Genomic DNA, 26,300 nt, shown 5'->3' with positions numbered 1-26,300 from the left:
GACGGCCCTGCCGTCGCGTCATGTCCGCCCGTAGTTATCTTCGAAGCGGACGATATCGTCTTCGCCCAGGTACTCGCCGCTCTGGACTTCGATCATGACCAGGTCGACGACCCCGGGATTCTCCAGCCGATGCTTGTGACCAGCGGGGATGTACGTGGACTCGTTGGTCGATACGAAGAACGCATCATCGCCATTCACAACCCTGGCCATCCCGGACACGACAATCCAGTGCTCGCTGCGATGATGATGCATCTGGAGGCTGAGGCTTGCGCCAGGCTTCACGAAAATGCGCTTGATCTTGAATCGCGGCCCCTCTTCGAGCACCGTGTACGTGCCCCACGGACGATGCACCGTCCGATGCACCTTGTACGCCTCATGGCCGGTCGCCTTGAGTTCCGCATAGATCTGCTTCACGTCCTGCGCACGACTGCGTGTCGCAATCAGCAATGCGTCAGGCGTGTCGATCACGATCAGGTTCTCGACACCGACCGCGCCGATCAAACGCTCGGAGCTCTGCAGATAGCTGTTCTTTACATCGACAAGCAGCGCCTCACCTTCCACACGATTGCCATGCTCGTCCGGCGTTGCCAGATCACCCAGTGCCGTCCATGATCCGACGTCGCTCCAGCCGATCGAACAAGGCACCACCGACCCCTGCCGGCACTTCTCCATCACCGCGTAATCCACGGAAACATCCGGAACCGCGCCAAAGCTGTTCGGTTCGAGACGAATCTGTGTTCCACCGCCCGTACTCGACGACGACGGTGATGCATCGATGCAGGCTTTCACCGAATCGAGTATGTCGGGACAATGCTCGGCCAGCTCGCGCAACATGGTTCCGGCAGCAAAACAGAACATCCCCGAGTTCCACAGAAACCGCCCGGACTCGAGATACTGCTGTGCATGCGCAAGGTCGGGTTTCTCGACAAAACGCACGATGTCGGTTCCGTCCGCCTCGATATATCCGTATGCGGTTTCCGGGCTGTCCGGCTCGATGCCGAACGTCACGACCCGCCCGCCCTTGGCCAGCTGCGATGCCTTCTCCACAGCGTCTGCAAACGCGGGCTGGTCATTGATCAGATGATCCGCCGCAAGCACGAGCATGACGGCCTGCTCACCGTGCGTTGCCGCTGCATACAAGGTCGCCGCGGCTATCGCGGCGGCCGTGTTTCTGCCAAAAGGTTCGAGAATGAACGAGGTCGCCAATCCGGTGGCATTGACTTCGCGATACTCGTCCTCGGTCTTGAAGAAAAGTTCGCGATTGGTGACGGTGAGGATTTCGTCGACACCCTCCAGTCTCGCCGCGCGCAGGAAGGCCTTCTGCAACAGGCTTTCGCCGTCGGCAAGCCGAATGAACGGTTTGGGATGCGATTCACGAGACACGGGCCAGAGTCTCGACCCGGCACCGCCGCAAAGAATAATCGGCAACAAGTTCACATGTTCCTCGTACTGCAATGACCATCGACGCGCTACGGTCGACGTACGACACCACGGATATCAGCCCACATCAACGCGCTTCGGCACGAAACGTGCAAGACGCGCGATCGACCCTCACATCGCAGAAACGATCACGTTCTCTGCATACCGGCGAGGCAAAGCCCGAGAGATTCACGCCAATGCGGCATGACCACACCGAAAACCTGCGCCAGCTTGATATTCGACAACCTTGAATTCGATGGCCGTTTCGCCGGTGTCGGATAGTCCGCAGCCGGAATCGGCAATACGACCGGCCGCTTCGGGAGGTTGGCCAGCTCGAAAATCGCCGAAGCGAATCCGTGCCACGAGGTGTCGCCACCCGCCGTCAAATGATAGGTGCCGGAGCGCGCGTCCCACCATTCCGCCGCATCCGCCGCACCGCGCGCCTGCGCAATCATGTGCGAAGTCGCCGCTGCGATCGCATGACTCCAGGTCGGCGCGCCCAATTGATCCGCCACGACTTTCAGTTCGGGACGCTCAGCGCCCAGACGGAGCATCGTTAGCAGAAAATTGTGTCCTCGCGCGCCATATACCCAACTGGTGCGCAAAATGAGATGCCGGCACCCGGTCGAGGCGATCGCGGCCTCGCCTTCGAGCTTGGTCAGGCCATAGACATTCTGCGGATCGGGGAGGTCGGTTTCACGATACTCGCCCTCCTTCGCACCGTCGAACACATAATCGGTCGAGTAGTGAACCAGCGCCGCCCCGCTGCGCGCCGCCTCTTCGGCCAGGACGCGCGGCACGTCGGCATTCAGGCGGCGGGCAGCCTCCTGATCGGTCTCGGCCTTGTCGACGGCGGTATAAGCGGCGGGATTCACGATGATCGACGGCTTCAACTCGCGCACCACATCACGCACCCGATCGAGATCGGACAGGTCGAGCTTCGAACGATCGCATGCCACCACGCGACCCAGGCCTTGCAGCGAGCGCAACAGTTCAAATCCGACCTGGCCATTCACGCCCGTCACGAGGATCGTCGGTTCAGGTTTCACACCTACCTCACGCATAAACTTCGGCTTCGCTCAGACGCTTGCCCGCGGCATCCTTCGCCGCCAGCAACGGTTCGAAGTCGATCGGCCACTCGATCCCGATCTCGGGATCGTTCCACACGATGCTGCGCTCGTGCTCCGGGAACCAGTAGTCGGTCGTCTTGTAAAGAAACTGCGCGGCCTCCGACAGCACGACGAAACCGTGCGCGAAACCGGGCGGCACCCACAGCTGCCGATGGTTGTCGTTCGACAGGACGACGCCCACCCACTTGCCGAAGTTCGGCGAACCCTTGCGAATGTCGACGGCAACGTCGAACACTTCACCTTCGACCACGCGAACGAGCTTGCCCTGCGCATGCTGGACCTGATAGTGCAGCCCGCGCAGCACACCCTTCGACGAGCGCGAATGGTTGTCCTGCACGAATTCGACGCCGGGTTCGACCTGCTCGGCGAATTCCTTCCCGTTGAAGCTTTCGTAGAAGAACCCGCGTGCATCGCCGAACACTTTCGGCTCGATGATCTTGACTTCGGGCAGCGCCGTCGCCGTTACTTGGATGGCCATGCGACTTGATCCGTAAGAATGTTCTTGAGGTACTGACCGTACGCGTTCTTCGCGAGCGGCTGCGCGAGCTTCAGCACCTGCTCCGCATCGATCCAGTTGCGGCGATACGCGATTTCCTCCGGGCACGCGACCACGAGCCCCTGCCGCTTCTGCAGCGTCGCAATGAAGCTGGCCGCCTCGATCAGCGAATCGTGCGTACCGGTATCGAGCCACGCGTAACCGCGCCCCATGATCTCGACGTTGAGCGCGCCGTCAGCGAGATAACGCGAGTTGACGTCGGTGATTTCCAGCTCGCCGCGCGGCGACGGCTTGATGTCGGCCGCGATATCACACACGCGGTTGTCGTAGAAGTACAGGCCCGTCACCGCGTAGTTCGAACGCGGTTTCGCCGGCTTCTCCTCGATCGACAGCGCGCGGAACGACTTGTCGAACTCGACGACCCCGTAACGCTCCGGGTCGTGCACGTGATACGCGAACACGGTCGCGCCGGTTTCCTGCGCATGCGCGCGATCGAGCTGCTTCGCCAGGTCGTGACCGTAGAAGATGTTGTCGCCGAGGATCAGTGCCGACGGATCGTTGCCGACGAACGCCTTGCCGATGATGAAGGCCTGCGCGAGGCCATCGGGCGACGGCTGCACCGCGTACTGGATGTTCATCCCCCACTGGCTGCCGTCGCCGAGCATCGCTTCGAAGCGCGGCGTGTCCTGCGGCGTCGAGATGATCAACACGTCGCGAATGCCCGAGATCATCAGCGTCGACAGCGGATAGTAGATCATCGGCTTGTCGTACACCGGCAGCAGCTGCTTCGATACGACGTGCGTGATCGGGTACAGCCGCGTGCCGGAACCGCCGGCGAGAATGATGCCTTTGCGTGCCATCGCTTCTCTCCTCAATCGCGTTTCGCGTAGTTCGTCTCGACCCACTTGCGGTACTCGCCCGATGCGACCTCATCGGCCCAGACCTGATTGTCGAGATACCAGTCGACCGTCTTCGCCAGGCCGGTCTCGAACGTTTCAGCAGGCTTCCAGCCGAGCTCGCGCTCGAGCTTGCGAGCATCGATCGCATAACGACGATCGTGGCCGGGGCGATCCGTCACATAGGTGATCTGGTCGCGGTACGAACCGGCCGCCTTCGGGCGGGCCTTGTCGAGCAAGTCGCACAGCGTATGCACGACCTCGAGGTTCTTCTTCTCGTTCCAGCCGCCGACGTTGTAGGTCTCGCCGGGCACGCCGCGCGCGAGCACTTCGCGGATCGCGCTGCAGTGATCGCCGACGTACAGCCAGTCGCGCACGTTCTGGCCATCGCCATAAACCGGCAGCGGCTTGCCCGCAAGCGCATTCGCAATCATCAGCGGAATCAGCTTCTCGGGGAACTGGTACGGACCGTAGTTGTTCGAACAATTCGTCGTCAGCGTCGGCAGGCCATACGTATGATGGTACGCGCGCACCAGATGGTCGGAGCCTGCCTTCGTCGCGGAATACGGGCTGTTGGGCGCGTACGGCGTCGTTTCGGAGAATTGCGGATCGGTCGCGGACAACGAACCGAACACCTCGTCGGTCGACACGTGCAGGAAACGGAACGCCGCCTTGTCGGTGTCGCTCAGGCCGTTCCAGTATTGACGGGTTGCCTCGAGCAGCGTGAACGTGCCGACGACGTTGGTCTGCACGAAATCCGCGGGGCCGTGGATCGAGCGATCAACGTGGCTTTCCGCAGCAAAATGCAATACTGCGCGCGGCTTGTGCTCGGCGAGCAGCGCATCGAGAGCGTCACGGTCGCAGATATCGACGCGTGCAAACACGTGCTTCGGGTTCCCGTCCAGCGACTGCAGCGTGCGCAGGTTCCCTGCATACGTCAGCTTGTCGACGTTGAGCACGGCTTCGTCGGATTCGCGCAGCCAGTCGAGTACAAAATTGGCACCGATAAAACCCGCGCCGCCCGTAACCAGGATCATGAGGCTCCCTCTAGTAATGCGCGGCGAACACCGTCAGGCGCTCGCCGCATCAGATTCACAAGTGCTAGTCGCTTGTGACCGCTCCGTCAGACCGGGAATTTTAACCGGTCGACATGGCCTCCAAAGTCATGAAATGCTAATTTTGTTGGGGAGAACGATAATTATAGGGAGCCGTCACGCGCAAAAGCCATGCCGCTAACAACTTGATACAGCAGTCCGAACCCTGCGTGCCAGTGAAATTTCATTCCATCGCATGCGCATTTTTCGCAAAGAAAATTGCGCAAGAATGATCAATCGGACTAATCTTCGCGCACAGCCAGCGCGCGCAACATCCACCACCCTATGACCCGAACCCCCATCGCCATCGGCGATATCCAAGGCTGTCATTCTGCTTTCCAGTCGCTGCTGGAAAAGCTTTCAGCCCCCGCCGACACGCCGCTGTGGATCGCCGGCGACGTCGTCAACCGCGGGCCCGACTCCCTCGCCGCGCTGCGTGCGCTCGTGGACCTCGGCCCGCGTGCGACCGTCGTGCTCGGCAATCACGACCTCCACCTACTCGCGGTCTCCGCCGGCCTGCGCACCGAACGGCCGGGCGACACCATCGGCGAGATCCTCGACGCCCCCGACGCCGACGCGCTGCTCGACTGGGTCCGCCACCGCCCGTTCGTGCACGTCGAGAACGGGATGCTGCTCGTGCATGCGGGCGTGCTGCCGCAATGGGACGCGACACTCGCGCTCGAACTCGCCGACGAACTCCAGCGCGCGCTGCGCGCGCCCGACTGGCGCGACACCCTGCAGAAGCTATACGGCAACGAGCCGAACCAGTGGCGCGCGGACCTGAAGAAACGTGACCGGATGCGCGTCGCGTTCAACGCATTCACGCGCCTGCGCTTCTGTACGCCCGCCGGCGAGATGGAATTCAAGGCGAACGGCGGCCCCGCCAGCGCGCCGCCCGGCTACCTGCCGTGGTTCGACGTACCGGGGCGCCGCACGGAGGACGTGACGGTCGTGTTCGGGCACTGGGCCGCGCTCGGCCTGATGCTGCGCGACAACGTCGTCGCGCTCGATTCGGGATGCGTGTGGGGGAACCAGCTGTCGGCCGTGCGGCTGACGGCCGATCCGGCGCAGCGCACGGTCACGCAGGTGCAATGCGAAGCGTGCGGCGCGCCGGGCGGCGAGTAATGACGCGCTGATTCGTCCGGCCGGACAGCGCGTCAGCCCTCGCGCCCTGGCACGGGCTGGTCGGCCGCCCCGTCGCCCGCCGCGCCGGCGCCCAGTTCGGTCGCCGGATACGCGTGCCTGGCCAGCTCCGCGAGCGACTCGGCCGTCGGCTTGCCGACGTTCGCCTGCAGCGTCGCCAGCGCGGCTGCGATCGCTTCGCGTGCCGCCGCGGACGTCGTGCGCCGGTCACCGCCCGGCGCGATCGGTTCGCACACGTACAGGTGCGCGACGAGCGGGCCGCCGCGCAACACCATGTCGAGCGACTTGCCGAGCGACAGCTCGCCCGTGTAGGCCGGCGCGACCGACTGCCGCCGCTGCGCGTCCTCGTACATCAGGCAGATCGGCTGCACCGCGCAGCCGGCCGACACCGCGGCCTGAAACAGGTTCGCATGGAACGGCAGCAGTTCCTGCCCGTCGGTCGTCGTCCCCTCCGGAAACACGCACATCAGCCCGCCGTTGCGCAAACGCTCGGCCATCTCGTGCATGATCCGCATCGCCTCGGTGCGCTTCTCGCGCTGCAGGAACACGGTGTCGAGCTTCTCGGCGAGCCAGCCGACGACCGGCCACTGCCGCACCTCGGCCTTCGACACGAACGGCGTCGGCCGCCACGCGTTGATCGCGTAGATGTCGAGCCATGACACGTGATTGCCGACCACGAGCGCGCTCGCGTCGAGCCGCGCACCGTCGTTATGGACGACGACGCGCATCCCGCAGATCCGCAGCATCTTGAGCGACCAGCGGCGCGTCATCTCGGCGCGGCGCGCGGGCGTGACGTGCGAAAAACGCAGCGCGACGATCGCCATGCCGCGCAACAGGTGAAAGACGAGACGCAGCTTGCGAAGGGCGGTCATGGCGAAGGTCCGGCGTGGGTCAGTGGCGCTCGAACGCGACCTGCCCGGCGACGAGCGTCGTGCGCACGCAGGCAGGCAGTTCGTAACCGAGGAACGGCGAGTTGTGGCCCTGGCTCTTCAGCGCACGCGGCTCGACGCGCCAGTGCGCGCGCGGATCGAACACGCACAGGTCGGCCGCGCCGCCTTCGGCCAGGCGGCCGGCCGGCAGCTTCAGCACGTCGGCCGGCGCGGACGTGATGCGGCGCAGCGCCTGCGCGAGCGGCGTGCGCGTTTCTTCCGCCCACTTCAGCGTCAGCGACAGCAGCAGCTCGAGCCCCGTCGCACCCGGCGTCGCTTCGCCGAACGGCAGCAGCTTCTCGTCGTCGTCGACGGGCGTGTGGTCGGAGCAGATCGCGTCGATCGTGCCGTCGGCGAGCGCCACGCGGATCGCTTCGCGGTCGCGCTCGCTGCGCAGCGGCGGGTCGAGCCGGAACTGCGAATCGAAGTAGCCGATGTCGACGTCGATCAGGTGCAGGTGATTCACGCCGACGTCGCAGGTGACGGGCAGCCCTTCGGCCTTCGCCTCACGCACGAGCGCGAGACCGGCCGCCGACGACAGCCGCGCGAGGTGCACGCGCGCGCCCGTCACACGCATCAGTTCGAAGATCGTGTGCAGCGCGATCGTCTCGGCCGCGACCGGCACGCCGGACAGCCCGAGCCGCGACGCAAGCGCACCGCTCGCGGCGACGCCGCCGCGGCCGATGAACGCGTCGAGCGGGCGCAGCCACGTGGTGTAGTCATAGGTGCTCGCGTACTGCAGCGCGCGCAGCAGCACCTGCGTGTCGCGCACCGGCACGTTGGCATGCGTGAAGCCGACGCAGCCGGACTCGGTCAGCGCGACCATCTCGGTGATCACCTCACCCTTGAGACCGACGGTCAGCGCGCCGAGCGGATGCACGTTCGCCTGGTGCAGGTTGCGTGCGCGGTACTTGAGCATCTCGACGAGGCCCGGCTCGTCGAGCACGGGATCGGTGTCCGGCGGGCATACGAGGGTCGTGACGCCGCCCGCGACGGCCGCGGCCATCTCGGACGCGAGCGTCGCCTTGTGCTCGTAGCCGGGCTCGCGCAGCCGCGCGCACAGGTCGACGAGGCCGGGCGCGACGATCAGGCCCGATGCGTCGATGGTCTTCGCGGCGTTGAAATCGGCCGGCGCCGCCGTGCCGGCCTCGGCGATCGCGGCGATCTTGCCCGCCGCGACGAATACGTCGGCCTGCCGCTCGGTGCCGGCGACCGGGTCGATCAGCGTGCCGCCTTTGATATGAATCTTCATGCGCTGTCTGTGAATGCGTTGATTGCGTGAAAAGGATGCGCGAAAGCGGGCTCAGTCGTTGTTGCCGGCGACGATGCCCATCACCGCCATCCGCACGGCGATGCCGAACGTGACCTGGTTGAGGATCACCGACTGCGGACCGTCGGCGACCTGCGAATCGATCTCGACACCGCGGTTCATCGGGCCCGGATGCATCACGATCGCATCGGGCGCGGCGAGCGCGAGGCGCTCGGGCGTCAGGCCCCAGGTCTTGAAGTATTCCTGCGCGGACGGCAGCAGCGCGCCGCTCATCCGCTCGTTCTGCAGGCGCAGCATGATGATCACGTCGACGCCCTTCAGCCCTTCGTCGAGGTTGTGGAACACCTTCACGCCCATCTGCTCGAGACCGCCCGGCAGCAGCGTGCGCGGGCCGATCGCACGCACTTCCGGCACGCCGAGCGTGGTGAGTGCATGGATGTCGGAGCGCGCGACGCGCGAATGGAGAATGTCGCCGACGATCGCCACGCGCAGCTTCGTGAAGTCGCGCTTGTAGTGACGGATCGTGTACATGTCGAGCAGGCCCTGCGTCGGGTGCGCATGACGGCCGTCGCCGGCGTTGATCACGTGCACGTGCGGCGCACAGTGCTCGGCGATCAGGTACGGCGCGCCGCTCGACGCGTGGCGCACGACGAACAGGTCGGCGTGCATCGCCGACAGGTTGTTGATCGTGTCGAGCAGCGATTCGCCCTTGCTCGTCGACGACGCATTGATGTTCAGGTTCAGCACGTCGGCCGACAGGCGCGTCGCGGCGATCTCGAAGGTCGTGCGCGTGCGCGTGGAGTTCTCGAAGAACAGGTTGAAGACGGACTTGCCGCGCAGCAGCGGCACCTTCTTCACTTCACGGTCCGTCACGCTGACGAACTGCTCGGCCGTATCGAGAATGTGATTGACGATCGAGCGCGGCAGGCCCTCGATCGACAGCAGATGCTTCAGCTCGCCGTTTTTCGTGAGCTGCGGGTTGCCCTTCAGGAAACCGTAGCGGAATCGGTCGGGGCTCGCGGCCGCGGCGGGATTGCCGGTGCGGCCAGTGGTGTCGGTGGTCATGGTGTGCGTGATTCCAACTATGCAAACGGGCCGCGGTGCGAACCAGCGGCCCGGGATACGGTTTCGCGTGCCGTTCAGGCGCCGTGCGCCTCGACGCGCAGCGTGAACTGCGCGGCATCGTCGCGCGCGAGCACGAGCGTCGCGCCGGCCGGCACGTCGAGCGCGCCGCCCGTGAAACGCGCGGCAACCGGCAGCTCACGGCCGCCGCGATCGGCGAGCACCGCGAGCTCGACCGCGGCCGGACGGCCATAGTCGAACAGTTCGTTGAGCGCCGCGCGTACGGTGCGCCCGGTGTACAGCACGTCGTCGACGAGCACGATGCGCGCGCCGTCGATCTCGAACGGCAGCGACGTCGGGCTGGCCTGGCTGTGCAGGCCCTTCTTCGCGTAGTCGTCGCGATGCAGCGCGACGTTCACGACGCCGAACGCCGGTGCGCCGAGATCGCGCGCGAGACGCTCGGCGAGCCACGCGCCACCGCTGTAAATGCCGGCGAGGCGCGGGCCGCCCGGTTCGGCAAAAGCCGTACCGTACGCGGCGCGGATCTGGTCGAGCAGGACGCGGTAAAGCGCCTCGGCATCAATGGTGCTCATGGTCGGACAATTGATCGAGATACTGTTGAAGGATGACGCGGGCGGCCTCGGCGTCGAGCATCTCGGCCCGGGCGCGGCCGCGCACGTTGCGCTCGCGCAGCCCGGCCTCGGCCTCGACCGACGAATAGCGCTCGTCGACCCATGTGACGGGCAGCCCGAAGCGGCCGTTCAGCTGGTTGCCGAAGCGCTTCGCCTGCTGCGTCATGTCGTGCGGCGTGCCGTCCGGATGCATCGGCAGGCCGACGACGAGCGCGTCCGGCCGCCATTCGGCCAGCAAGTCGCCGACCGCCTTGAAGCGGTGTTCGCGGTTCAGGTTCTGGATCACGAGAAGCGCGCGGGCCGAGCGCGTCAGCGCATTGCCGATCGCGACGCCGATACGCTTTTCGCCGTAGTCGAACGCCATGAGCGTCGCATCGCGCGCGCTCGCGCCACTCATGCGTGCCCTGCTTCGCCGGACAGCATCGACGAGCTGACGCCGAGCAGGCCGAGTGCGGCTTCGAAGCGCTCTTCGGCCGGCGTGTCGAACACGATGCGCGGATCGGCGGCGACCGTCAGCCAGCCGTTGCGGGAAATTTCTTCCTCGAGCTGCCCTGCGCCCCAGCCCGCATGGCCGAGCGTCAGCAGGAAGCGCTTCGGGCCGGTGCCCGTCGCGACCGCCTCGAGCACGTCCTTCGACGTCGTCATCTCCAGCCCGCCTTCGACGGACATCGACGAGTTGTAGCTCGCGCCCTCCACCGGCTCGTGCAGCACGAAACCGCGCTCGGTCTGGACCGGGCCGCCGAAGTACACGGGAATGTGCAGCAACGGCTCGATGTCGAGCTTCAGGTCGATGCGGTTGAACAGCGATTCGAGGTCGATGTCGGTGGGGCGATTGATGACGAGGCCGAGCGCACCGCGCTCGCTGTGATCGCAAAGATAGACCACCGTTCCCGAAAACGTCGGATCCGCCATGTTGGGCATGGCGATCAGGAACTGGTTGGTGAGATTGATGCGATCGGAAGGCTTTGACATGGTTTGAATTTTAGCAAAGACGCCGCGACCTGACCGGGCCGCGATCAACAAGCAACGCCGCGCCACGCTGGCAACGGCGCGCGCGGATCACACGGCACTCTAACACGCGCGCGGGCGCTGTCGGGAGCGTGTTGCAGGCCCGCGCGGCAAGGGCCGCCGCCATGTGTCCGTCCCCTTGTTCGTCAGGTCCGGCCGAGCGCCGCGCCAAGCGCCGCGGACGCCGCGGTGAGGTCGGGCGGCGCGACGCCGGCCGCGATCTTCAGCAGCGCCGCGCGCAACATGTCGGACGCGTGACGGTGCGCATCGAGGCCGCCGTCGGCGAGCGGCACGCCGTGCGCCGCACGGCGCCACGCGAGCCCGAGCGTATCGGCCAGCAGCGCCGCGTGGCCGAGCCCGAGCGCGCACGCGGCCGTGCCGACCCGGTAGGCGGCGCCGGACGCATGCCACGCGGCACCCGCGTCGGCGGCAGCCGGATCGACCGCGAGATCGGCCATCGACGCATCGGCCGTCTGCAGGAAATCCTCATAGGCATGCGCATTGACGGTCACGACGCCGAGCGTGCGGGTCGGCGCGGCGACCACCGCATCGTGCTCGGCCCGCGCGGCATCGGCCTCCCACAGCGCTTCGGACGCGGGCGTGCCGGCGACGTGCCAGTCGACCGTCAGCCCGTAGTCGTGCAGCACGTCGACGAGCGCGACATCCTCGGCCGCGGCGCCGAACAGCGCGAAATCGCGCCACAACAGCGCAACCGCCTCGCATACGAGCTCGGGCGGCGCACTGCGCCGGCCCTGCGCATGCTCGCCGAGCAGCAGGTTCGTCCGCGCGAGAAAACGCTTCAGCTCGGGCGCGCCGCTTGCGCGCAGCGCACGCAGGCACGCGGTCGCGAGCCGCCAGAAATCGTACGGCCCGTCGTCGGTGAGCGCCGCCAGCATCGCCTCGAGTTCGTCGAGCGCCGCATCGGGCGCGCCGTGCTGCGCGCGCAGCACGCCGAGCAGCGCCTGCTCGTAGCGGGCGCGTATCCGGGTCGCGAACGCATCGGGCAGCGCCCGCAGCGTCGCTGGCGGCACCGCGCGACCGACGAGCGCGAGCGCGTCGAGCGGCACGCTCGCGCGCAGGTCGGCGGCGCTTTGCGCACGCAACGCACGGAAATGCTCGAAGAGAACGGGCGAGCAGGCTAGCTCGCGCAGGTTGTGGCGCCCGACGGCCGCGCGGAAATCGCGCAACGCGGCACGCCAGCCGGCCGAAGTCGGCTCGGTGGCGACGAGCGCCGCGGCGGCCGACAGTTGCCCCGCGAAACGCGCGGCCGGCAGCCAGCCGGCTTCCGCCAGCACGGCCGCGGCAGCGGACAGCGGCGCGGTTGCGTCGTCGCGACGCTCGAATGCGTCGGCGGCCGCCGCAAGCCACGCGTCGGCCGCGCGCACCGCCCCACCACGCGGGTTGGGCAGTGCGTCAGGTTGGGGAACGTTCGCCGGATCGGCCGTCATGGACACGCGCGCCTGTCATCGTCGAGTCGCTCGCGCGAACCTCGGCGCGCGAGCGCCGGGCCGATGCGAGGCCTGAGCGGTGTGTCCGTGGGCCAAGGGTCCGGTCAGATCTGGACCATCTCGAAGTCTTCCTTGCGGGCGCCGCATTCGGGACACGTCCAGTTGATCGGGACGTCTTCCCAGCGCGTGCCCGGGGCAATGCCCTCTTCCGGCAGCCCGGCTTCTTCGTCGTAAATCCAGCCACAAATCAGGCACATCCAGCTCTTGTATTCCATCTTAAGCCGCGTCGGGAAAGTCGGTAAATTCGGGAGCCATGATGGTACCGTGTCGGGGCCGGACTGCCTAGCAATCGCGCTGGAGTACGGCAACTACGTTGCGCTGCGCTAAAAAATCCGTCGTGCAGGCCGGATTACGCCGCATAATGGCTGAAAAGTGCGGCCTGCCGGGCAACACAGGGCCGAAAAAGCCCATTTCGCCTCGCCGTCCGCATACCCGTCGCTTTCCCGTTTTTCTCTTGCCCCATTTTTACATGTCCAGCAACGCCCCTCCGATCGTCCTCACCTTCGGCCTGTCCGATCCCACCGGCGGCTCCGGCCTCCAAGCCGATCTGATGACCCTGGCGAGCATGGGCTGTCACGGCGTGTCCGTCCTGACGGGCTACACCGTGCGCGACTCGGCCGCCTGCGACGAAGTGACCGGCCTCGATCCCGACGTCGTCGCCGCCCAGGCACGCATGCTGCTCGAGGACATGCCGGTCGCCGCGTTCAAGATCGGCGCGGCGACGCGCGCGGAAGTCGTGAGCGCGATCGCCGAGGTCGTCGCCGACTACGACGGCGTGCCGCTCGTGCTCGCGCCGGACTTCACGCTCGACGACGAACACGTGCTGGCAGCCGACGACCTGCGCGAATCGATCGCCGACCTGCTGGCACCCCAGACGACGCTGCTGGTCGCCGACTACGCGACGCTGATCGCGCTCGCACAGCCGGACGGCGATGCCGAGGCGCCGAATCTCGACGCGGCCGTATCGCACCTGCTGTCGCAGGGTTGCGAGTACATCCTGTCGTCCGAAATGGGCTCGCACCGGCTCGTCAACACGCTGTACGGCGAGGAAGGCCAGCTCCGCGAGGACATGTGGGATCGCTCGCCGCACCGCCTGATGGGCATCACCGACACGCTCGGTGCAGCCATCGCGGCACTGCTCGCGAACGGCCAGGAGCCGCCCGAGGCGGTCCGCGAGGCGCAGGAGTACCTGTACCAGGCCGTGCGCGACGCGTTCCGGCCCGGCATGGGTGCGCATATGCCCGACCGGTTCTTCTGGGCGCGCAGCAACGAAGATTCGGACACGCCGCCGGCCACGAAAGTCGACCCGGTGCCGAGGACGTCGCACCGGCATTGAAGCGCGCGCGGCAGGCCTGAACGCCGGCCCGCGCGCGCAGCGAATCCCGCGCGCAAATAAAAAAAGACCCGCATCGCTGCGGGTCTTTTCTTTTGGCTGGAACGCGCATCGCTGCGCGCTCCGGACACCATCGACCGAAGTCGATTACATGTCCATGCCCATGCCGCCCATGCCGCCCGGCATGCCGCCAGCCATCGGTGCATCTTCCTTCGGCAGTTCTGCAACAGCTGCGTCCGTCGTCAGCAGCAGGCCTGCAACCGAAGCTGCGTTCTGCAGTGCGGTACGCGTGACCTTGGTCGGGTCGACGACGCCGGCTTCGACCATGTCGACGTACTCGCCCGTCGCTGCGTTGTAGCCGTAGTTGCCATTGCCTGCAGCAACTGCCGCCACCACGACGCTGGCTTCTTCGCCGCCGTTCGTGACGATCTGGCGCAGCGGCTCTTCCATCGCGCGCAGCACGATCTTGATGCCGGCGTTCTGGTCAGCGTTCAGGCCGGTCAGGCCTGCGATCGCGGTGCGAGCGCGGATCAGCGCAACGCCGCCGCCTGCCACGATGCCTTCTTCCACAGCTGCGCGCGTTGCGTGCAGTGCGTCTTCGACACGTGCCTTCTTTTCCTTCATTTCGACTTCGGTCGCAGCACCGACCTTGATCACTGCCACGCCGCCGGCCAGCTTGGCCACGCGCTCTTGCAGCTTTTCACGGTCGTAGTCCGACGTCGCTTCTTCGATTTGCGCGCGCACTTGCTTCACGCGTGCTTCGATGTTCACGGCTTCGCCTGCGCCGTCGATGATCGTCGTGTTTTCCTTGCCCACTTCGATACGCTTCGCCTGGCCCAGTTCTGCCAGCGTTGCCTTCTCGAGCGTCAGGCCGGTTTCTTCCGCGACGACTTGACCGCCGGTCAGGATCGCGATGTCTTCCAGCATTGCCTTGCGACGATCGCCGAAGCCCGGTGCCTTGACCGCAACGGTCTTCAGGATGCCGCGGATGTTGTTGACGACCAGCGTTGCGAGCGCTTCGCCTTCGACGTCTTCAGCAATGATCAGCAGCGGACGGCCAGCCTTCGCGACTTGCTCGAGTACCGGCAGCAGATCACGGATGTTCGACACCTTCTTGTCGTGCAGCAGCACGAACGGGTTGTCGAGGACGGCGACTTGCTTGTCCGGGTTGTTGATGAAGTACGGCGACAGGTAGCCGCGGTCGAATTGCATGCCTTCGACGACGTCGAGTTCGTCGGCCAGCGACTTGCCGTCTTCGACGGTGATCACGCCTTCCTTGCCGACCTTGTCCATCGCTTCAGCGATGCGATCGCCGATCGACGAATCGCTGTTCGCCGAGATCGAGCCGACCTGTGCGATTTCCTTGTTCGTCGTGCACGGCTTGCTGATCTTCTTCAGCTCTTCGACAGCCGCTGCGACTGCCTTGTCGATGCCGCGCTTCAGGTCCATCGGGTTCATGCCCGATGCGACGTACTTCATGCCTTCGCGAACGATCGATTGCGCGAGGACGGTTGCCGTCGTCGTGCCGTCGCCTGCGTTGTCGCTGGTCTTGGAAGCGACTTCCTTGACCATTTGCGCGCCCATGTTCTGGAGCTTGTCCTTCAGCTCGATTTCCTTCGCGACCGACACACCGTCCTTGGTGACCGTCGGGCCGCCGAAGCTGCGCTCGAGCACCACGTTGCGGCCCTTCGGACCCAGCGTGACCTTGACTGCGTTGGCGAGAATGTTCACGCCTTCGACCATCTTCGAACGGGCGGAATCGCCGAATACGACGTCTTTAGCTGCCATCTTCTAACTCCTTGAATTCTTGGGAATATGTACCGTCGGAGGACGCTTAGTTAGCGTTGACCACGGCCATGATGTCTTCTTCGCGCATGACCAGCAGTTCCTGGCCGTCGACCTTCACGGTCTGGCCTGCGTACTTGCCGAACAGGACGCGATCGCCGACCTTCACGTCGAGCGCGATCTGTGCACCCTTGTCGTCACGCTTGCCCGGGCCGACCGCGAGGATCTCGCCTTGATCCGGCTTTTCAGCAGCAGCTTCGGGGATCACGATGCCCGAGGCGGTCTTGGTTTCCTGATCCAGGCGCTTGACGATCACGCGATCGTGCAAAGGACGAAGGTTCATATTCACTCCTCTCTTGACTGAGATTGAAGAACGCTTAGGGAATCTGCCCGGCAAATCGCCCGGCAGAGAATTGTTAGCACTCTCGTGCAGCGAGTGCTAATTATATGGACGGGTTTTGACAAATTCAAGAAGGGGATCCGGAGGATTTTTCCGGGCAGGCGGGGGGCGCTCGGCGCTGAGCTTCGTTCGCGCGAGATTGGGCGTGAGGCGATGTGGAAAAGGCCGGATCCACGGAAATATATCGTGCAAAAACAATAGCCTAGCAAAAACCACGAGCGACGGAGGCGGTATCCGGGAGGATAGCAGGAGTTGCCTGTTCGGTTCGTCGCCATGGCCATGCAGCAGCGGCTGCGACACCTCGGGAATTCCCGTACATCCCGAGCAAGCGCTGTCGAAACAAATAGGGTGCAAACATATATTCGCGATCAACGCGCAGGCAGCGCGTCACGACGTCCTCCTCTCAGGATCGGAGCAGTTGGTCACTTCGCCGCGTCTCAGCCGACGCTCGACGGGCAATCGTGAACGCCCGATCGGCCACACATCGATCGGAAGGACGAATGTTGTTTCCCGAGCGACGTCGGCCGGTTGCCTGTGAGAAAGCAACCGGCCTCGAAGCCGCCTGTTGGCGGAATGGTCAAAATGCACTGCCGTGCGAGAGCCGGACGATCTGTTCGTCGACCGGCCACCCATCGAATTCGTCTTGTCACAGGGTCAGGTCACGAGGATCTCGCTCGCGAAATCACCACGAGGAGCACCTCAGATCACTTTCGCCGCACACCCCTCATTCACCGGACGAATCACGCGGCATTTTTAAAGCAGCGCGGAAGCGGCACCCTCAGTCATCGCACCTCGCGCGACCTGGCCACGGACCACGAAATTCTCCGCCGTCGAGAAATCGTCGACCATATCGAGCCGATAGCCGTGCGTATACACAGCGCTCAATTGAAAGCCGTTTTCCGGGCGAAGCGCCAATTTCTGACGAAGTCGATAGATGTGCGTGTCAAGGCTTCGCGACGTGCCATCCAGTGTCCGCCCCCATGCCAAGGTCGACAAGGAATCTCGGGAGACTACGTTTCCAAGATTATTGAACAGGCAACTCGCCAAGGAAAATTCCTTCGCAGTCAAATCGATATTTTTGCCGTGCAGGGTTATCGTGCGCATAAGCGGATTCACAACATACGCCCCAACCTCGACTCTATTATCGGCTTTTTTATTTCGGCCGCTTCGACGCAGCAGCGCATTGATTCGAGCCATCAACTCGATCTCACGAAAGGGCTTGCCAATGTACTCGTCGGCCCCGGCATCCAGCGCAGCGGCAATATCTGCCTCCAGCGTTCTCGCGGCCAGAAACAAAACGACGGGCGCGTCTCCAAGATTGGCTCGAATCCAGTGCAACAAATTCAGACCGCTGGCGTCCGGGATTCTCCAGTCAAGCACCACGAGCTCCACGACTTTCTTTCTCAGAAACTGAACGGCTCGCGCACTATCGCACGCCACCGAAATTTCCCGGTTTGACCCTCGCAGCGCCTTTTCAAACGCTGACGCCTGACCCGGATCGCCTTCCACTAACAGGATACTCATAACACCCCCAGCCTTCATCGACACGATTAATTTTCAGACCACTCCAATCGATCGCCCGAACATGCAGACACAAATGTAATATTTTTAACCACTACCGAGCGATTGAGATCTTCCTCACTCAAACTTCAACATCAATTCAACTCACAACGGACCCATTCGATCCGATACAACACAACCCGAGCGGACACCTGCACATTTTTTCGTGCATTCTCATTTCGATAAAAATAAATTCGGCGCCCTTTATTTCAAACAGCACGTGCTCGGCGACGAGCGTGGAAGTCTTGCTGCACCCATCGGAATCCTCCACGGGCAGATAGCCGGTTTTTGCGTCCCCATTTCGCGCGCGATGCCGCTTTTGGTTGCCGGTAATTCATCCGGAGCCCCGCGGCCGCAATCACGCAGGTGAACATCCGTTCGCGAATGTTGTATGCAATTCCAGTGAGGCCGCACTCACCGAGCCAGCAGATCATCACGAGCGTGCCACGCACTCTGGCACCGATATCAGCGACGCGCATGCCGACCTCGGTAGCGATCAGCGAATTGGGCAGATCCATCGGTGTCCGGCACGCCGCCGCCGTGTCTTCGGCCCAACTCGCTCATCAAGTATGCCACTCAGATGTTACTGACATATCAGCAGGATATCGAGACGCTTGATAGAGGTCAAAGCGGGTAAACCCGCTCGCCAGCATTGACCCCTTTTACAGCGAGTTGAAAACGGGGGGTGACCACGCTAATATGTTAGTAATATTTTCTGCTGGATCACCGGACACATGAACGGACTAACGGGTACCACCCTTGCCGAACAGGCTCACCAGAAACTCGAAGAACTGATCGTGACGCTCGAGCTTGCGCCCGGCAGTGTCTGGTCGGAGGCATCCCTCGCGGAGAAGCTCAATACGGGGAGAACGCCGGTTCGCGAGGCCGCACAACGACTGGCTGCGTCGCATCTGCTTCAGATCGTGCCGCGTCACGGCATCATGATCACGGTCCCGAACATTCATGATCAGTTGCTCGTGCTCGAAACACGCCGTGAACTCGAGCGCCTCATCGCACGGCGCGCTGCACGGCGTGCATCGCCCGAGGAGCGCGAGCAGATCCGCGACGTCGTTGAAAAACTCGACGCGGCAGGCGAATCACAAAACGTTGTCGACTACTTGAGAAGCCTATATGCGGCCAATCAGCTTATCGCTCAGTGTTCGCGAAATCAGTTCGCTGCCGAGGCTATCGCACCGTTACATGCGTTGTCCCGGCGCTTTTACTTCATGTATCACAAACGGTTGAATAATTTGCCGTCGGCAAGTCTGCAGCACGTGAGAGTCGCGCGTGCAGTAGCTGATGGTGACGAGCAGGAAGCCGAACTCGCATCAGACATGATGATGGACTACATTGATGCATTTACGCGGGACTGCTTTACCCTCGATTTTGAACCGTATCACTCGCGAGCTGCGGTCTGATATGCCTTCGATGAATTGAGCACACCCGCAACCAGGTATATATCGTGCAAGCTCAATCGCGCACGTAGCGATGTCGGCAAAACACCGTCGATCTCGAACAGACATTGTGGAATTACCGTCGACGTCGAGCAGCAGCACCGAGCAAGACGTCGACAACCACTCGTCATTCAACACTGAATTCCGCGCCGTTCAATCAACCCGCCTACCTGCTCCTCCCGGACGGGCTCGGATATGTAATATCCCTGGCAATCAATTGGCGTCATCTCCCTCAACCACTCGAACTGAGCCTCGGTTTCGACGCCTTCGATCACAACACGCTTCTTCAAGCGGCGCCCGAGCTCGACGAGCGTTTCCACCATGGCCCGCGATTCGATATTTTCATGGATATCGCACATGAAGGACCGATCCAACTTGAGCGTGTCTACTGCCAGGCGATGCAATTTGGTCAGCGACCAACAGCCTGAACCGAAGTCATCGATCGCAACGCTCACCCCCATGTTCCGGATCGAAGCGATGGCAGTTGCGAGCGTCTCGATTGGACCCGGGTCGATGGATTCCGTGAGTTCGATTTGAAAATTCCCGGCACGAACCGCATGGGAATCGAGAATCGAGGACAGTCTTTTTTCCGCTCCCGGCCGCGTAATTTCACGGGCAGGCAAATTGACAGACAGCGACAAGCCACCATATCCGCGAGCAGCCCAACTGGCGAGCACCCGCGCAGATTCCGTCATGACGTAATCAGTGAACTGGCTCGTCAAATACGAATCCTCGACAAGATCAATGAATACCGATGGCATCAACACACCATGTTCCGGATGATGCCAGCGTATCAACGACTCGAACCCGGACAGCAATCCGGCCTCAAGGCGAAGCTTGGGCTGATACACGAAAAAGAATTCTTTCCGGGCCAGCCCAAGTTCCGCGTCGTCGACAAGATCATCATAATTGCGATGCACTGTCGTACTGTCCAAAGCGATCTCCAATGCACGCACATCAGATTTTCCAGTGCCTGCTGACACAGCCTTAGGGTCGCCCGGGCTTGCCGCTGCCCGGGCTTTCCGTCAGTCAGTGCATGAACACGCGACTACTTCCACTGATACAGCATGCCGGCACCGATCACCCGCTGGCCACCGCTGAAACCGCCGTTGATCGACGCCTTCAGGTTGTCGGTGATGCGCGCCTGCATGTTGACCGCCATCGCCTTCTGGCCGAGGAAGGTTGACGTACCGACCCCCATGCCGAAGTTGGCGTCGCGATCGAGCTGCGGGATCGACGCCATCGCGCCAACGGCCGCGATACCCTGCTTCGCCATCTGGTCGGTCTGCTGCAATTGCGAGCCCAGCGAGTTGATCTGCGCCTGCTGGCCTGACAGCGCCGTCGACAGCGTCGACTGCACCGCATTGAGCTGGTTCACGTTGACCGCGTCGGTGCCCTGCGTACCCGGCGCGACGTTGATGATCTGGCGCTGCTGCGTGTCGCTGCCGACCGACACCACGTTCGAGCGGCCGCCGTCCGTCGAATTCGCACCGATCGCCACGGAGTTCGAGCCGGCCGTGACGGTCGGCTTGTCGGAGCCGGTGCCGTTCATGTCGGCCGCGACGCCGGCAGCGTTCGTCGTATTCGTCGTCATCAACGTGGACAGCTGACTCAACTGGTTGTTGATGTTCGTCACACCAGTCGACAGCGACGCCACGTTGTTGTTCGTCGTGCTCAGGCCGGTGGACAGGGAGCTGAGGCCGGCCGCCGTCGACGTCGACAGCGTGTTGATCGCGGTCGAGGTCGATGTGGACAGCGACGACACGCTGCTGTTGGTCGAACTCAGGCCCGTCGACAGCGAGTTGATACCCGTCGACAGTGATGCGACGTTTGTCGCGGTCGTCGTCGACAGGGTGTTGACCGCCTGGTTCGTCGCGTTCAACTGGCTGCCGTTGATCGCGTCCGTGCTGGTGGCCGAGACCTGGCCGGCAGCGACGTTCGTGATCTGGCGTTCCGCGCCCGGCGCACCGACGCTCAGGACGCCCACCGGACTGGTGCCGAAGACCGGATACGTGACGCCGCCGACCGTGACGCTCGACACCGCAACCGCGTTGCCGGTGACCGAGTTCGCGCCGAGCGCGATCGAGTTGGCGACGTTCGCGGTGGCGTTCGAACCGAACGCGAGCGCGTTGGTGGCGCTGGCCGTGGCGCCCGAGCCGTAGGCCTGCGCGCCGATGGCGCTGGCCGTGGCCTGGTTGCCGAGTGCGATCGTGTTGTCCGCGGTGGCCTGGCTCGAGCTGCCGAATGCGAGCGCGCTGTTGCCGGTTGCCGTGCTCGCGTTGCCGAGCGCCACTGCGCCGGTGCCGGTCGCCGTGTCGTTTGCACCCATCGCGACTGCGCCGGTGCCCGTCGCGACGCTCGGGTCGCCGATCGCGACCGCGCCATCGCCGCTCGCGGTGTTGCCGGAGCCGATCGACACGGCCTTGCCGCCTGTTGCCGAAGCGCTTTGACCGATCGCGACCGAGCCGTTCGATTGCGCGTTCGAGCCGTTGCCGACCGCGACGCTGCTTGCGCCCGCCGCGGTGGCGCCGACGCCGGCGGCCAGCGAGTAGAGGCCGGTCGCGGCGCTATTGGCGTAGTTCGCCGATGGCGTACCGCCGTCGTTGACGCTGAAATAATGCGTTTTCGCGGCTTCGATCGCGGTTGAGGTCGACGTGGACAGCGACGTCATCGAACTGTTGGTCGAACTGAGGCCCGTGGACAGCGAGCCGATGCCGGTCGACGTCGAGGTGGACAGCGACAGGATCGTGCTGTTGGTCGAGCTCAGGCCGGTGGACAGCGATCCGATGCTCGTCGAAGTCGACGTGGACAGCGAAGAGATCGAGCTGTTGGCCGATGACAAACCGGTCGACGTCGAGGTCGACAGGGACGACACCGAGCTGTTGGTCGAGCTGAGGCCGGTCGACAGCGAGCTGATGCCCGTCGAAGTCGATGTGGACAGCGAGGAGATCGAGCTGTTGGCCGACGACAAGCCGGTCGACGTCGAAGTCGACAGCGACGTGATCGAGCTGTTCGCGGACGAGAGCCCCGTCGAAGTCGACGTGGACAACGAAGAAATCGAGCTGGTGGCCGACGACAGACCCGTCGACGTCGAAGTCGACAGCGACGACACCGTGCTGTCAGTCGAGCTCAAGCCGGTCGACAGCGAGCTGATGCCCGTTGAAGTCGACGTGGACAACGAGGAGATCGAGCTATTGGCCGACGACAAACCGGTCGACGTCGAGGTCGACAGCGACGACACCGAGCTATTAGTCGAACTCAGACCGGTCGACAGCGAGCTGATGCCCGTCGAGGTCGACGTGGACAACGAAGAAATCGAGCTGTTAGCCGACGACAAACCGGTCGACGTCGAAGTCGACAGCGACGACACCGAGCTATTAGTCGAGCTCAGGCCGGTCGACAGCGAGCTGATGCCCGTCGAGGTCGACGTGGAAAGCGAGGAGATCGAGCTGTTGGCCGACGACAGACCGGTCGACGTCGAGGTCGACAGCGACGACACCGAGCTGTTGGTCGAGCTGAGGCCGGTCGACAGCGAGCTGATGCCCGTCGAGGTCGACGTGGACAGCGAAGAGATCGAGCTGGTGGCTGACGACAGGCCGGTCGAGGTCGACGTGGACAGCGAGGAAATCGAGCTGTTGGCCGAAGACAAGCCGGTCGACGTCGAAGTCGACAGCGACGACACCGTGCTATCCGTCGAACTCAGGCCGGTCGACAGCGAACTGATGCCCGTCGAAGTCGACGTGGACAACGAGGAGATCGAGCTGTTGGCCGATGACAAGCCTGTCGAGGTCGAGGTCGACAGGGACGACACCGAGCTGTTGGTCGAGCTCAGGCCGGTGGACAGCGAGCTGATGCCCGTTGAAGTCGACGTGGACAACGAAGAGATTGAGCTGTTGGCCGACGAAAGGCCGGTCGACGTCGAAGTCGACAGCGACGACACCGTGCTATCCGTCGAGCTCAGGCCGGTCGACAACGAGCTGATGCCCGTTGAAGTCGACGTGGACAACGAGGAGATCGAGCTATTGGCCGACGACAAGCCCGTCGACGTCGAAGTCGACAGCGACGTGATCGAGCTGTTGGCCGACGAAAGGCCGGTCGACGTCGAAGTCGACAGCGACGACACCGTGCTATCCGTCGAACTCAGGCCCGTCGACAACGAGCTGATGCCCGTCGAGGTCGACGTGGACAGCGAAGAGATCGAGCTGTTAGCCGACGACAAGCCGGTCGACGTCGAGGTGGACAGCGACGTGATCGAGCTGTTCGCGGACGAGAGCCCCGTCGAAGTCGACGTGGACAACGAGGAAATCGAGCTGTTGGCCGACGACAGACCGGTCGACGTCGAAGTCGACAGCGACGACACCGTGCTATCCGTCGAGCTCAGGCCCGTCGACAACGAACTGATGCCCGTCGAGGTCGACGTGGACAGCGAAGAAATCGAGCTATTGGCCGACGAGAGGCCGGTCGAGGTCGAGGTCGACAACGACGTGATCGAACTGTTCGCGGACGACAGGCCCGTCGAGGTCGAAGTCGACAACGAAGAAATCGAGCTGTTCGCGGACGAGAGTCCCGTCGAAGTCGACGTGGACAACGAGGAAATCGAGCTGTTGGCCGACGACAGACCGGTCGACGTCGAAGTCGACAGCGACGACACCGTGCTATCCGTCGAACTCAGGCCGGTCGACAACGAGCTGATCCCCGTCGAAGTCGACGTGGACAGCGAAGAAATCGAGCTGTTGGCCGACGAAAGGCCGGTCGAAGTCGACGTGGACAGCGAAGAAATCGAGCTGTTGGCCGACGAAAGGCCGGTCGAGGTCGAAGTCGACAGCGACGTGATCGAACTGTTTGCCGACGACAGGCCCGTCGAGGTCGAGGTCGACAGCGACGTGATCGAGCTGTTCGCCGACGACAGCCCCGTCGAAGTCGACGTGGACAACGAGGAAATCGAGCTATTGGCCGACGACAAGCCGGTCGAGGTCGAGGTCGACAGCGACGTGATCGAACTGTTCGCCGACGACAGACCCGTCGAGGTCGACGTGGACAGCGAAGAGATCGAGCTATTGGCTGACGACAAACCGGTCGATGTGGAAGTCGACAGCGACGACACCGAGCTATTGGTCGAGCTCAGCCCCGTCGACAACGAGCTGATGCCCGTCGACGTCGACGTGGACAGCGAAGAAATCGAGCTGTTAGCCGAGGAAAGGCCGGTCGACGTCGACGTCGACAGCGACGTGATCGAACTGTTCGCGGACGACAGGCCCGTCGAGGTCGACGTGGACAGCGAGGAAATCGAGCTATTGGCCGACGACAGACCGGTCGACGTCGACGTCGACAGCGACGACACCGAGCTATCCGTCGAACTCAGGCCGGTCGACAACGAGCTGATCCCCGTCGAAGTCGACGTGGACAGCGAAGAAATCGAGCTGTTGGCCGACGAAAGGCCGGTCGAGGTCGAAGTCGACAGCGACGTGATCGAACTGTTCGCCGACGACAGGCCCGTCGAGGTCGAGGTCGACAGCGACGTGATCGAGCTGTTCGCCGACGACAGCCCCGTCGAAGTCGACGTGGACAACGAGGAAATCGAGCTATTGGCCGACGACAAGCCGGTCGAGGTCGAGGTCGACAGCGACGTGATCGAACTGTTCGCCGACGACAGCCCCGTCGAGGTCGACGTGGACAACGAAGAAATCGAGCTATTGGCCGACGACAAGCCGGTCGACGTCGACGTCGACAGCGACGACACCGAGCTATCCGTCGAACTCAGGCCGGTCGACAACGAGCTGATCCCCGTCGAAGTCGACGTGGACAGCGAAGAAATCGAGCTGGTGGCCGACGAAAGGCCAGTCGAGGTCGAAGTCGACAGCGACGTGATCGAGCTGTTCGCCGACGACAGGCCCGTCGAAGTCGAGGTCGACAGCGACGTGATCGAGCTGTTCGCCGACGACAGGCCCGTCGAGGTCGAGGTCGACAACGAAGAAATCGAGCTATTCGCCGACGACAGGCCAGTCGACGTCGAGGTGGACAGCGACGTGATCGAGCTATTCGCCGACGACAGGCCCGTCGAGGTCGACGTGGACAGCGAAGCGATCGAGCTGGTGGCCGACGACAGTCCGGTCGACGTCGAAGTCGACAGCGACGTGATCGAGCTATTCGCCGACGACAGGCCCGTCGAGGTCGACGTGGACAGCGAAGCGATCGAGCTGGTGGCCGACGACAGTCCGGTCGACGTCGAGGTGGACAGCGACGTGATCGAGCTGGTGGCCGACGAAAGGCCCGTCGAAGTCGACGTGGACAGCGAAGAAATCGAGCTGGTGGCCGACGACAGACCGGTCGACGTCGACGTCGACAGCGACGTGATCGAGCTGGTGGCCGACGACAGGCCGGTCGACGTCGAAGTCGACAGCGTAAACAGTTGGCCGCCGTTGACCGCGTCCCCGCTGCCGGCGGCAACGGTACCGTTCGCAAGGTTGATGATTTTATTGCTGGATACGTTGACGTTACTGCCATTCAGGATGATGCTTCCCGGTGCATACAGTTCGATCGACTGCCCCGGTACGGAGCCGCTGACGCTCGAACTTGTCGCCGTGGCGTTGTTGACAGTGATCCATGCGGTCGACGTGCTCGCGCCCGAATTGATTCCCGGCCCCCCTGTATAGCCGCCCATGAAAAGGAAGTCGCTGCCGGTGGCACAGCCCATGTTATAGCTGGTTGTCGCGCCGTTCGGGTTGAGAGCAGCAGTCGTTGCATTGCCACATACGACAAATGCAGCGGCATACACGTCCGGCGACGCGAAGGATCCCCCCCCCAACAACACCACAGCAGTCAACGCCCCCACTACGGCGCTCGTCCCACCCGTCCTTCGCCCTTTCGCAGTTTCCGATGCGGCCACATAGGTGCCCGTCTTCTCGCACCAGACATTCTTGTAAACCTTGTTCATTTCGACCCTCTTCTTCTTCTGCTAACCCGTTCAGCACTGCCACCCAAAAACAGCAGCGGCTCTTGTGAAAGAAAAAACCCGGCAGACTGGCGCGCGGGGAAGCCCATCCCCGACGACTTGCGCTCTTCCGCACTCAGCACCCAGACCGCCTTCGTTTTGAACGGCGGCTCGACATTCGTATTGCGTTGCCCTCGCTTGCTGCGGCCGTCATCTGCTCGCGTTTCCTGGATGACTTGTATTTGCGACG

General features: G+C 63.5%; 22 protein-coding genes. 3 read left to right on the top strand and 19 right to left on the bottom strand.

The annotated features are described in order from the left end of the window. Window positions 1-18: 18 nt before the first annotated feature. From H3H55_RS04235 to rfbB, 5 genes are all read right to left on the bottom strand, one after another. On the bottom strand, window positions 19-1,437 hold the full coding sequence (locus H3H55_RS04235) for a mannose-1-phosphate guanylyltransferase/mannose-6-phosphate isomerase (protein WP_193099447.1): 1,419 nt from the start codon (window positions 1,435-1,437) through the stop codon (window positions 19-21). A 131-nt stretch (window positions 1,438-1,568) separates the two neighbouring features. Further along, window positions 1,569-2,483, bottom strand: coding sequence for a dTDP-4-dehydrorhamnose reductase (gene rfbD / locus H3H55_RS04230; RefSeq protein ID WP_193097763.1), 915 nt, complete (start codon window positions 2,481-2,483; stop codon window positions 1,569-1,571). After that, complete coding sequence (rfbC, locus tag H3H55_RS04225) at window positions 2,476-3,027, bottom strand: dTDP-4-dehydrorhamnose 3,5-epimerase (RefSeq protein WP_129513877.1); 552 nt, start codon at window positions 3,025-3,027, stop codon at window positions 2,476-2,478. The genes rfbD and rfbC overlap by 8 nt, the downstream gene beginning before the upstream one ends. Further along, window positions 3,012-3,905 (bottom strand): glucose-1-phosphate thymidylyltransferase RfbA, encoded by an 894-nt coding sequence (rfbA, locus tag H3H55_RS04220; RefSeq protein WP_193097762.1) that lies wholly within the window; start codon window positions 3,903-3,905, stop codon window positions 3,012-3,014. Before rfbA ends, rfbC begins: the two co-directional genes overlap by 16 nt. An 11-nt stretch (window positions 3,906-3,916) precedes the next feature. Then, window positions 3,917-4,978, bottom strand: coding sequence for a dTDP-glucose 4,6-dehydratase (gene rfbB, locus H3H55_RS04215; protein WP_129513875.1), 1,062 nt, complete (start codon window positions 4,976-4,978; stop codon window positions 3,917-3,919). A 342-nt stretch (window positions 4,979-5,320) separates the two neighbouring features. On the opposite strand from rfbB, the gene H3H55_RS04210 reads away from it, so the two are divergent. After that, entirely contained in the window at window positions 5,321-6,160 is an 840-nt protein-coding gene (locus H3H55_RS04210; RefSeq protein WP_193097761.1) for a symmetrical bis(5'-nucleosyl)-tetraphosphatase, read from the top strand. A 32-nt stretch (window positions 6,161-6,192) separates the two neighbouring features. Here H3H55_RS04210 and H3H55_RS04205 read toward each other — a convergent pair whose 3' ends face one another. From H3H55_RS04205 to H3H55_RS04170, 8 genes are all read right to left on the bottom strand, one after another. Next, window positions 6,193-7,050 carry a lysophospholipid acyltransferase family protein gene (locus H3H55_RS04205; RefSeq protein WP_129513873.1) on the bottom strand — a complete coding sequence of 286 codons (858 nt, stop codon included), beginning with the start codon at window positions 7,048-7,050 and terminating at the stop codon, window positions 6,193-6,195. Between the two features lie 19 nt (window positions 7,051-7,069). Beyond that, window positions 7,070-8,359: a dihydroorotase gene (locus H3H55_RS04200; protein WP_193097760.1), complete on the bottom strand. Its 1,290-nt coding sequence runs from the start codon at window positions 8,357-8,359 to the stop codon at window positions 7,070-7,072. A gap of 51 nt (window positions 8,360-8,410) precedes the next feature. Then, window positions 8,411-9,442: an aspartate carbamoyltransferase catalytic subunit gene (locus tag H3H55_RS04195; RefSeq protein WP_027807413.1), complete on the bottom strand. Its 1,032-nt coding sequence runs from the start codon at window positions 9,440-9,442 to the stop codon at window positions 8,411-8,413. A gap of 74 nt (window positions 9,443-9,516) precedes the next feature. Further along, the gene (gene pyrR / locus H3H55_RS04190; protein WP_193097759.1) at window positions 9,517-10,032 is read right to left on the bottom strand and encodes a bifunctional pyr operon transcriptional regulator/uracil phosphoribosyltransferase PyrR; all 516 of its coding nucleotides are present in this window, start codon (window positions 10,030-10,032) and stop codon (window positions 9,517-9,519) included. Beyond that, a complete protein-coding gene (ruvX, locus tag H3H55_RS04185) occupies window positions 10,019-10,468 on the bottom strand; it encodes a Holliday junction resolvase RuvX (protein WP_048251531.1) in 450 nt (149 codons plus the stop codon). The genes pyrR and ruvX overlap by 14 nt, the downstream gene beginning before the upstream one ends. Then, window positions 10,465-11,043 (bottom strand): YqgE/AlgH family protein, encoded by a 579-nt coding sequence (locus tag H3H55_RS04180; protein WP_011351143.1) that lies wholly within the window; start codon window positions 11,041-11,043, stop codon window positions 10,465-10,467. Before H3H55_RS04180 ends, ruvX begins: the two co-directional genes overlap by 4 nt. Before the next feature lie 182 nt (window positions 11,044-11,225). Continuing rightward, entirely contained in the window at window positions 11,226-12,527 is a 1,302-nt protein-coding gene (locus H3H55_RS04175; RefSeq protein ID WP_193097758.1) for a hypothetical protein, read from the bottom strand. A gap of 104 nt (window positions 12,528-12,631) precedes the next feature. Then, window positions 12,632-12,802 carry a rubredoxin gene (locus H3H55_RS04170; RefSeq protein WP_004186709.1) on the bottom strand — a complete coding sequence of 57 codons (171 nt, stop codon included), beginning with the start codon at window positions 12,800-12,802 and terminating at the stop codon, window positions 12,632-12,634. Between the two features lie 254 nt (window positions 12,803-13,056). Here H3H55_RS04170 and H3H55_RS04165 point away from each other — a divergent pair, with 254 nt between their 5' ends. Next, complete coding sequence (locus H3H55_RS04165) at window positions 13,057-13,923, top strand: hydroxymethylpyrimidine/phosphomethylpyrimidine kinase (protein ID WP_048251533.1); 867 nt, start codon at window positions 13,057-13,059, stop codon at window positions 13,921-13,923. 144 nt (window positions 13,924-14,067) lie between these two features. On the opposite strand, the gene groL is transcribed toward H3H55_RS04165, so the two are convergent. From groL to H3H55_RS04145, 4 genes are all read right to left on the bottom strand, one after another. Further along, on the bottom strand, window positions 14,068-15,708 hold the full coding sequence (gene groL, locus H3H55_RS04160; RefSeq protein WP_047899968.1) for a chaperonin GroEL: 1,641 nt from the start codon (window positions 15,706-15,708) through the stop codon (window positions 14,068-14,070). Between the two features lie 46 nt (window positions 15,709-15,754). Continuing rightward, entirely contained in the window at window positions 15,755-16,048 is a 294-nt protein-coding gene (gene groES, locus H3H55_RS04155) for a co-chaperone GroES (RefSeq protein WP_048251535.1), read from the bottom strand. Window positions 16,049-16,858: 810 nt separating this feature from the next. Beyond that, window positions 16,859-17,647 carry a response regulator transcription factor gene (locus tag H3H55_RS04150; RefSeq protein ID WP_226800097.1) on the bottom strand — a complete coding sequence of 263 codons (789 nt, stop codon included), beginning with the start codon at window positions 17,645-17,647 and terminating at the stop codon, window positions 16,859-16,861. A gap of 227 nt (window positions 17,648-17,874) precedes the next feature. Beyond that, window positions 17,875-18,183 (bottom strand): hypothetical protein, encoded by a 309-nt coding sequence (locus tag H3H55_RS04145; RefSeq protein WP_193097757.1) that lies wholly within the window; start codon window positions 18,181-18,183, stop codon window positions 17,875-17,877. 216 nt (window positions 18,184-18,399) lie between these two features. Here H3H55_RS04145 and H3H55_RS04140 point away from each other — a divergent pair, with 216 nt between their 5' ends. Next, window positions 18,400-19,083, top strand: a complete 684-nt coding sequence (locus H3H55_RS04140) for a GntR family transcriptional regulator (protein WP_129513869.1) — start codon at window positions 18,400-18,402, stop codon at window positions 19,081-19,083. 167 nt (window positions 19,084-19,250) lie between these two features. Here H3H55_RS04140 and H3H55_RS04135 read toward each other — a convergent pair whose 3' ends face one another. After that, complete coding sequence (locus H3H55_RS04135; RefSeq protein ID WP_193097756.1) at window positions 19,251-20,054, bottom strand: EAL domain-containing protein; 804 nt, start codon at window positions 20,052-20,054, stop codon at window positions 19,251-19,253. 113 nt (window positions 20,055-20,167) lie between these two features. After that, the gene (locus tag H3H55_RS04130) at window positions 20,168-26,053 is read right to left on the bottom strand and encodes an ESPR-type extended signal peptide-containing protein (RefSeq protein WP_193099445.1); all 5,886 of its coding nucleotides are present in this window, start codon (window positions 26,051-26,053) and stop codon (window positions 20,168-20,170) included. Window positions 26,054-26,300 lie beyond the last annotated feature (247 nt).

The sequence above is a fragment of the Burkholderia sp. Z1 genome (assembly GCF_014893795.1).
Lineage (GTDB): Bacteria > Pseudomonadota > Gammaproteobacteria > Burkholderiales > Burkholderiaceae > Burkholderia > Burkholderia theae.
This window is presented reverse-complemented; position numbering and strand designations above follow the sequence as displayed.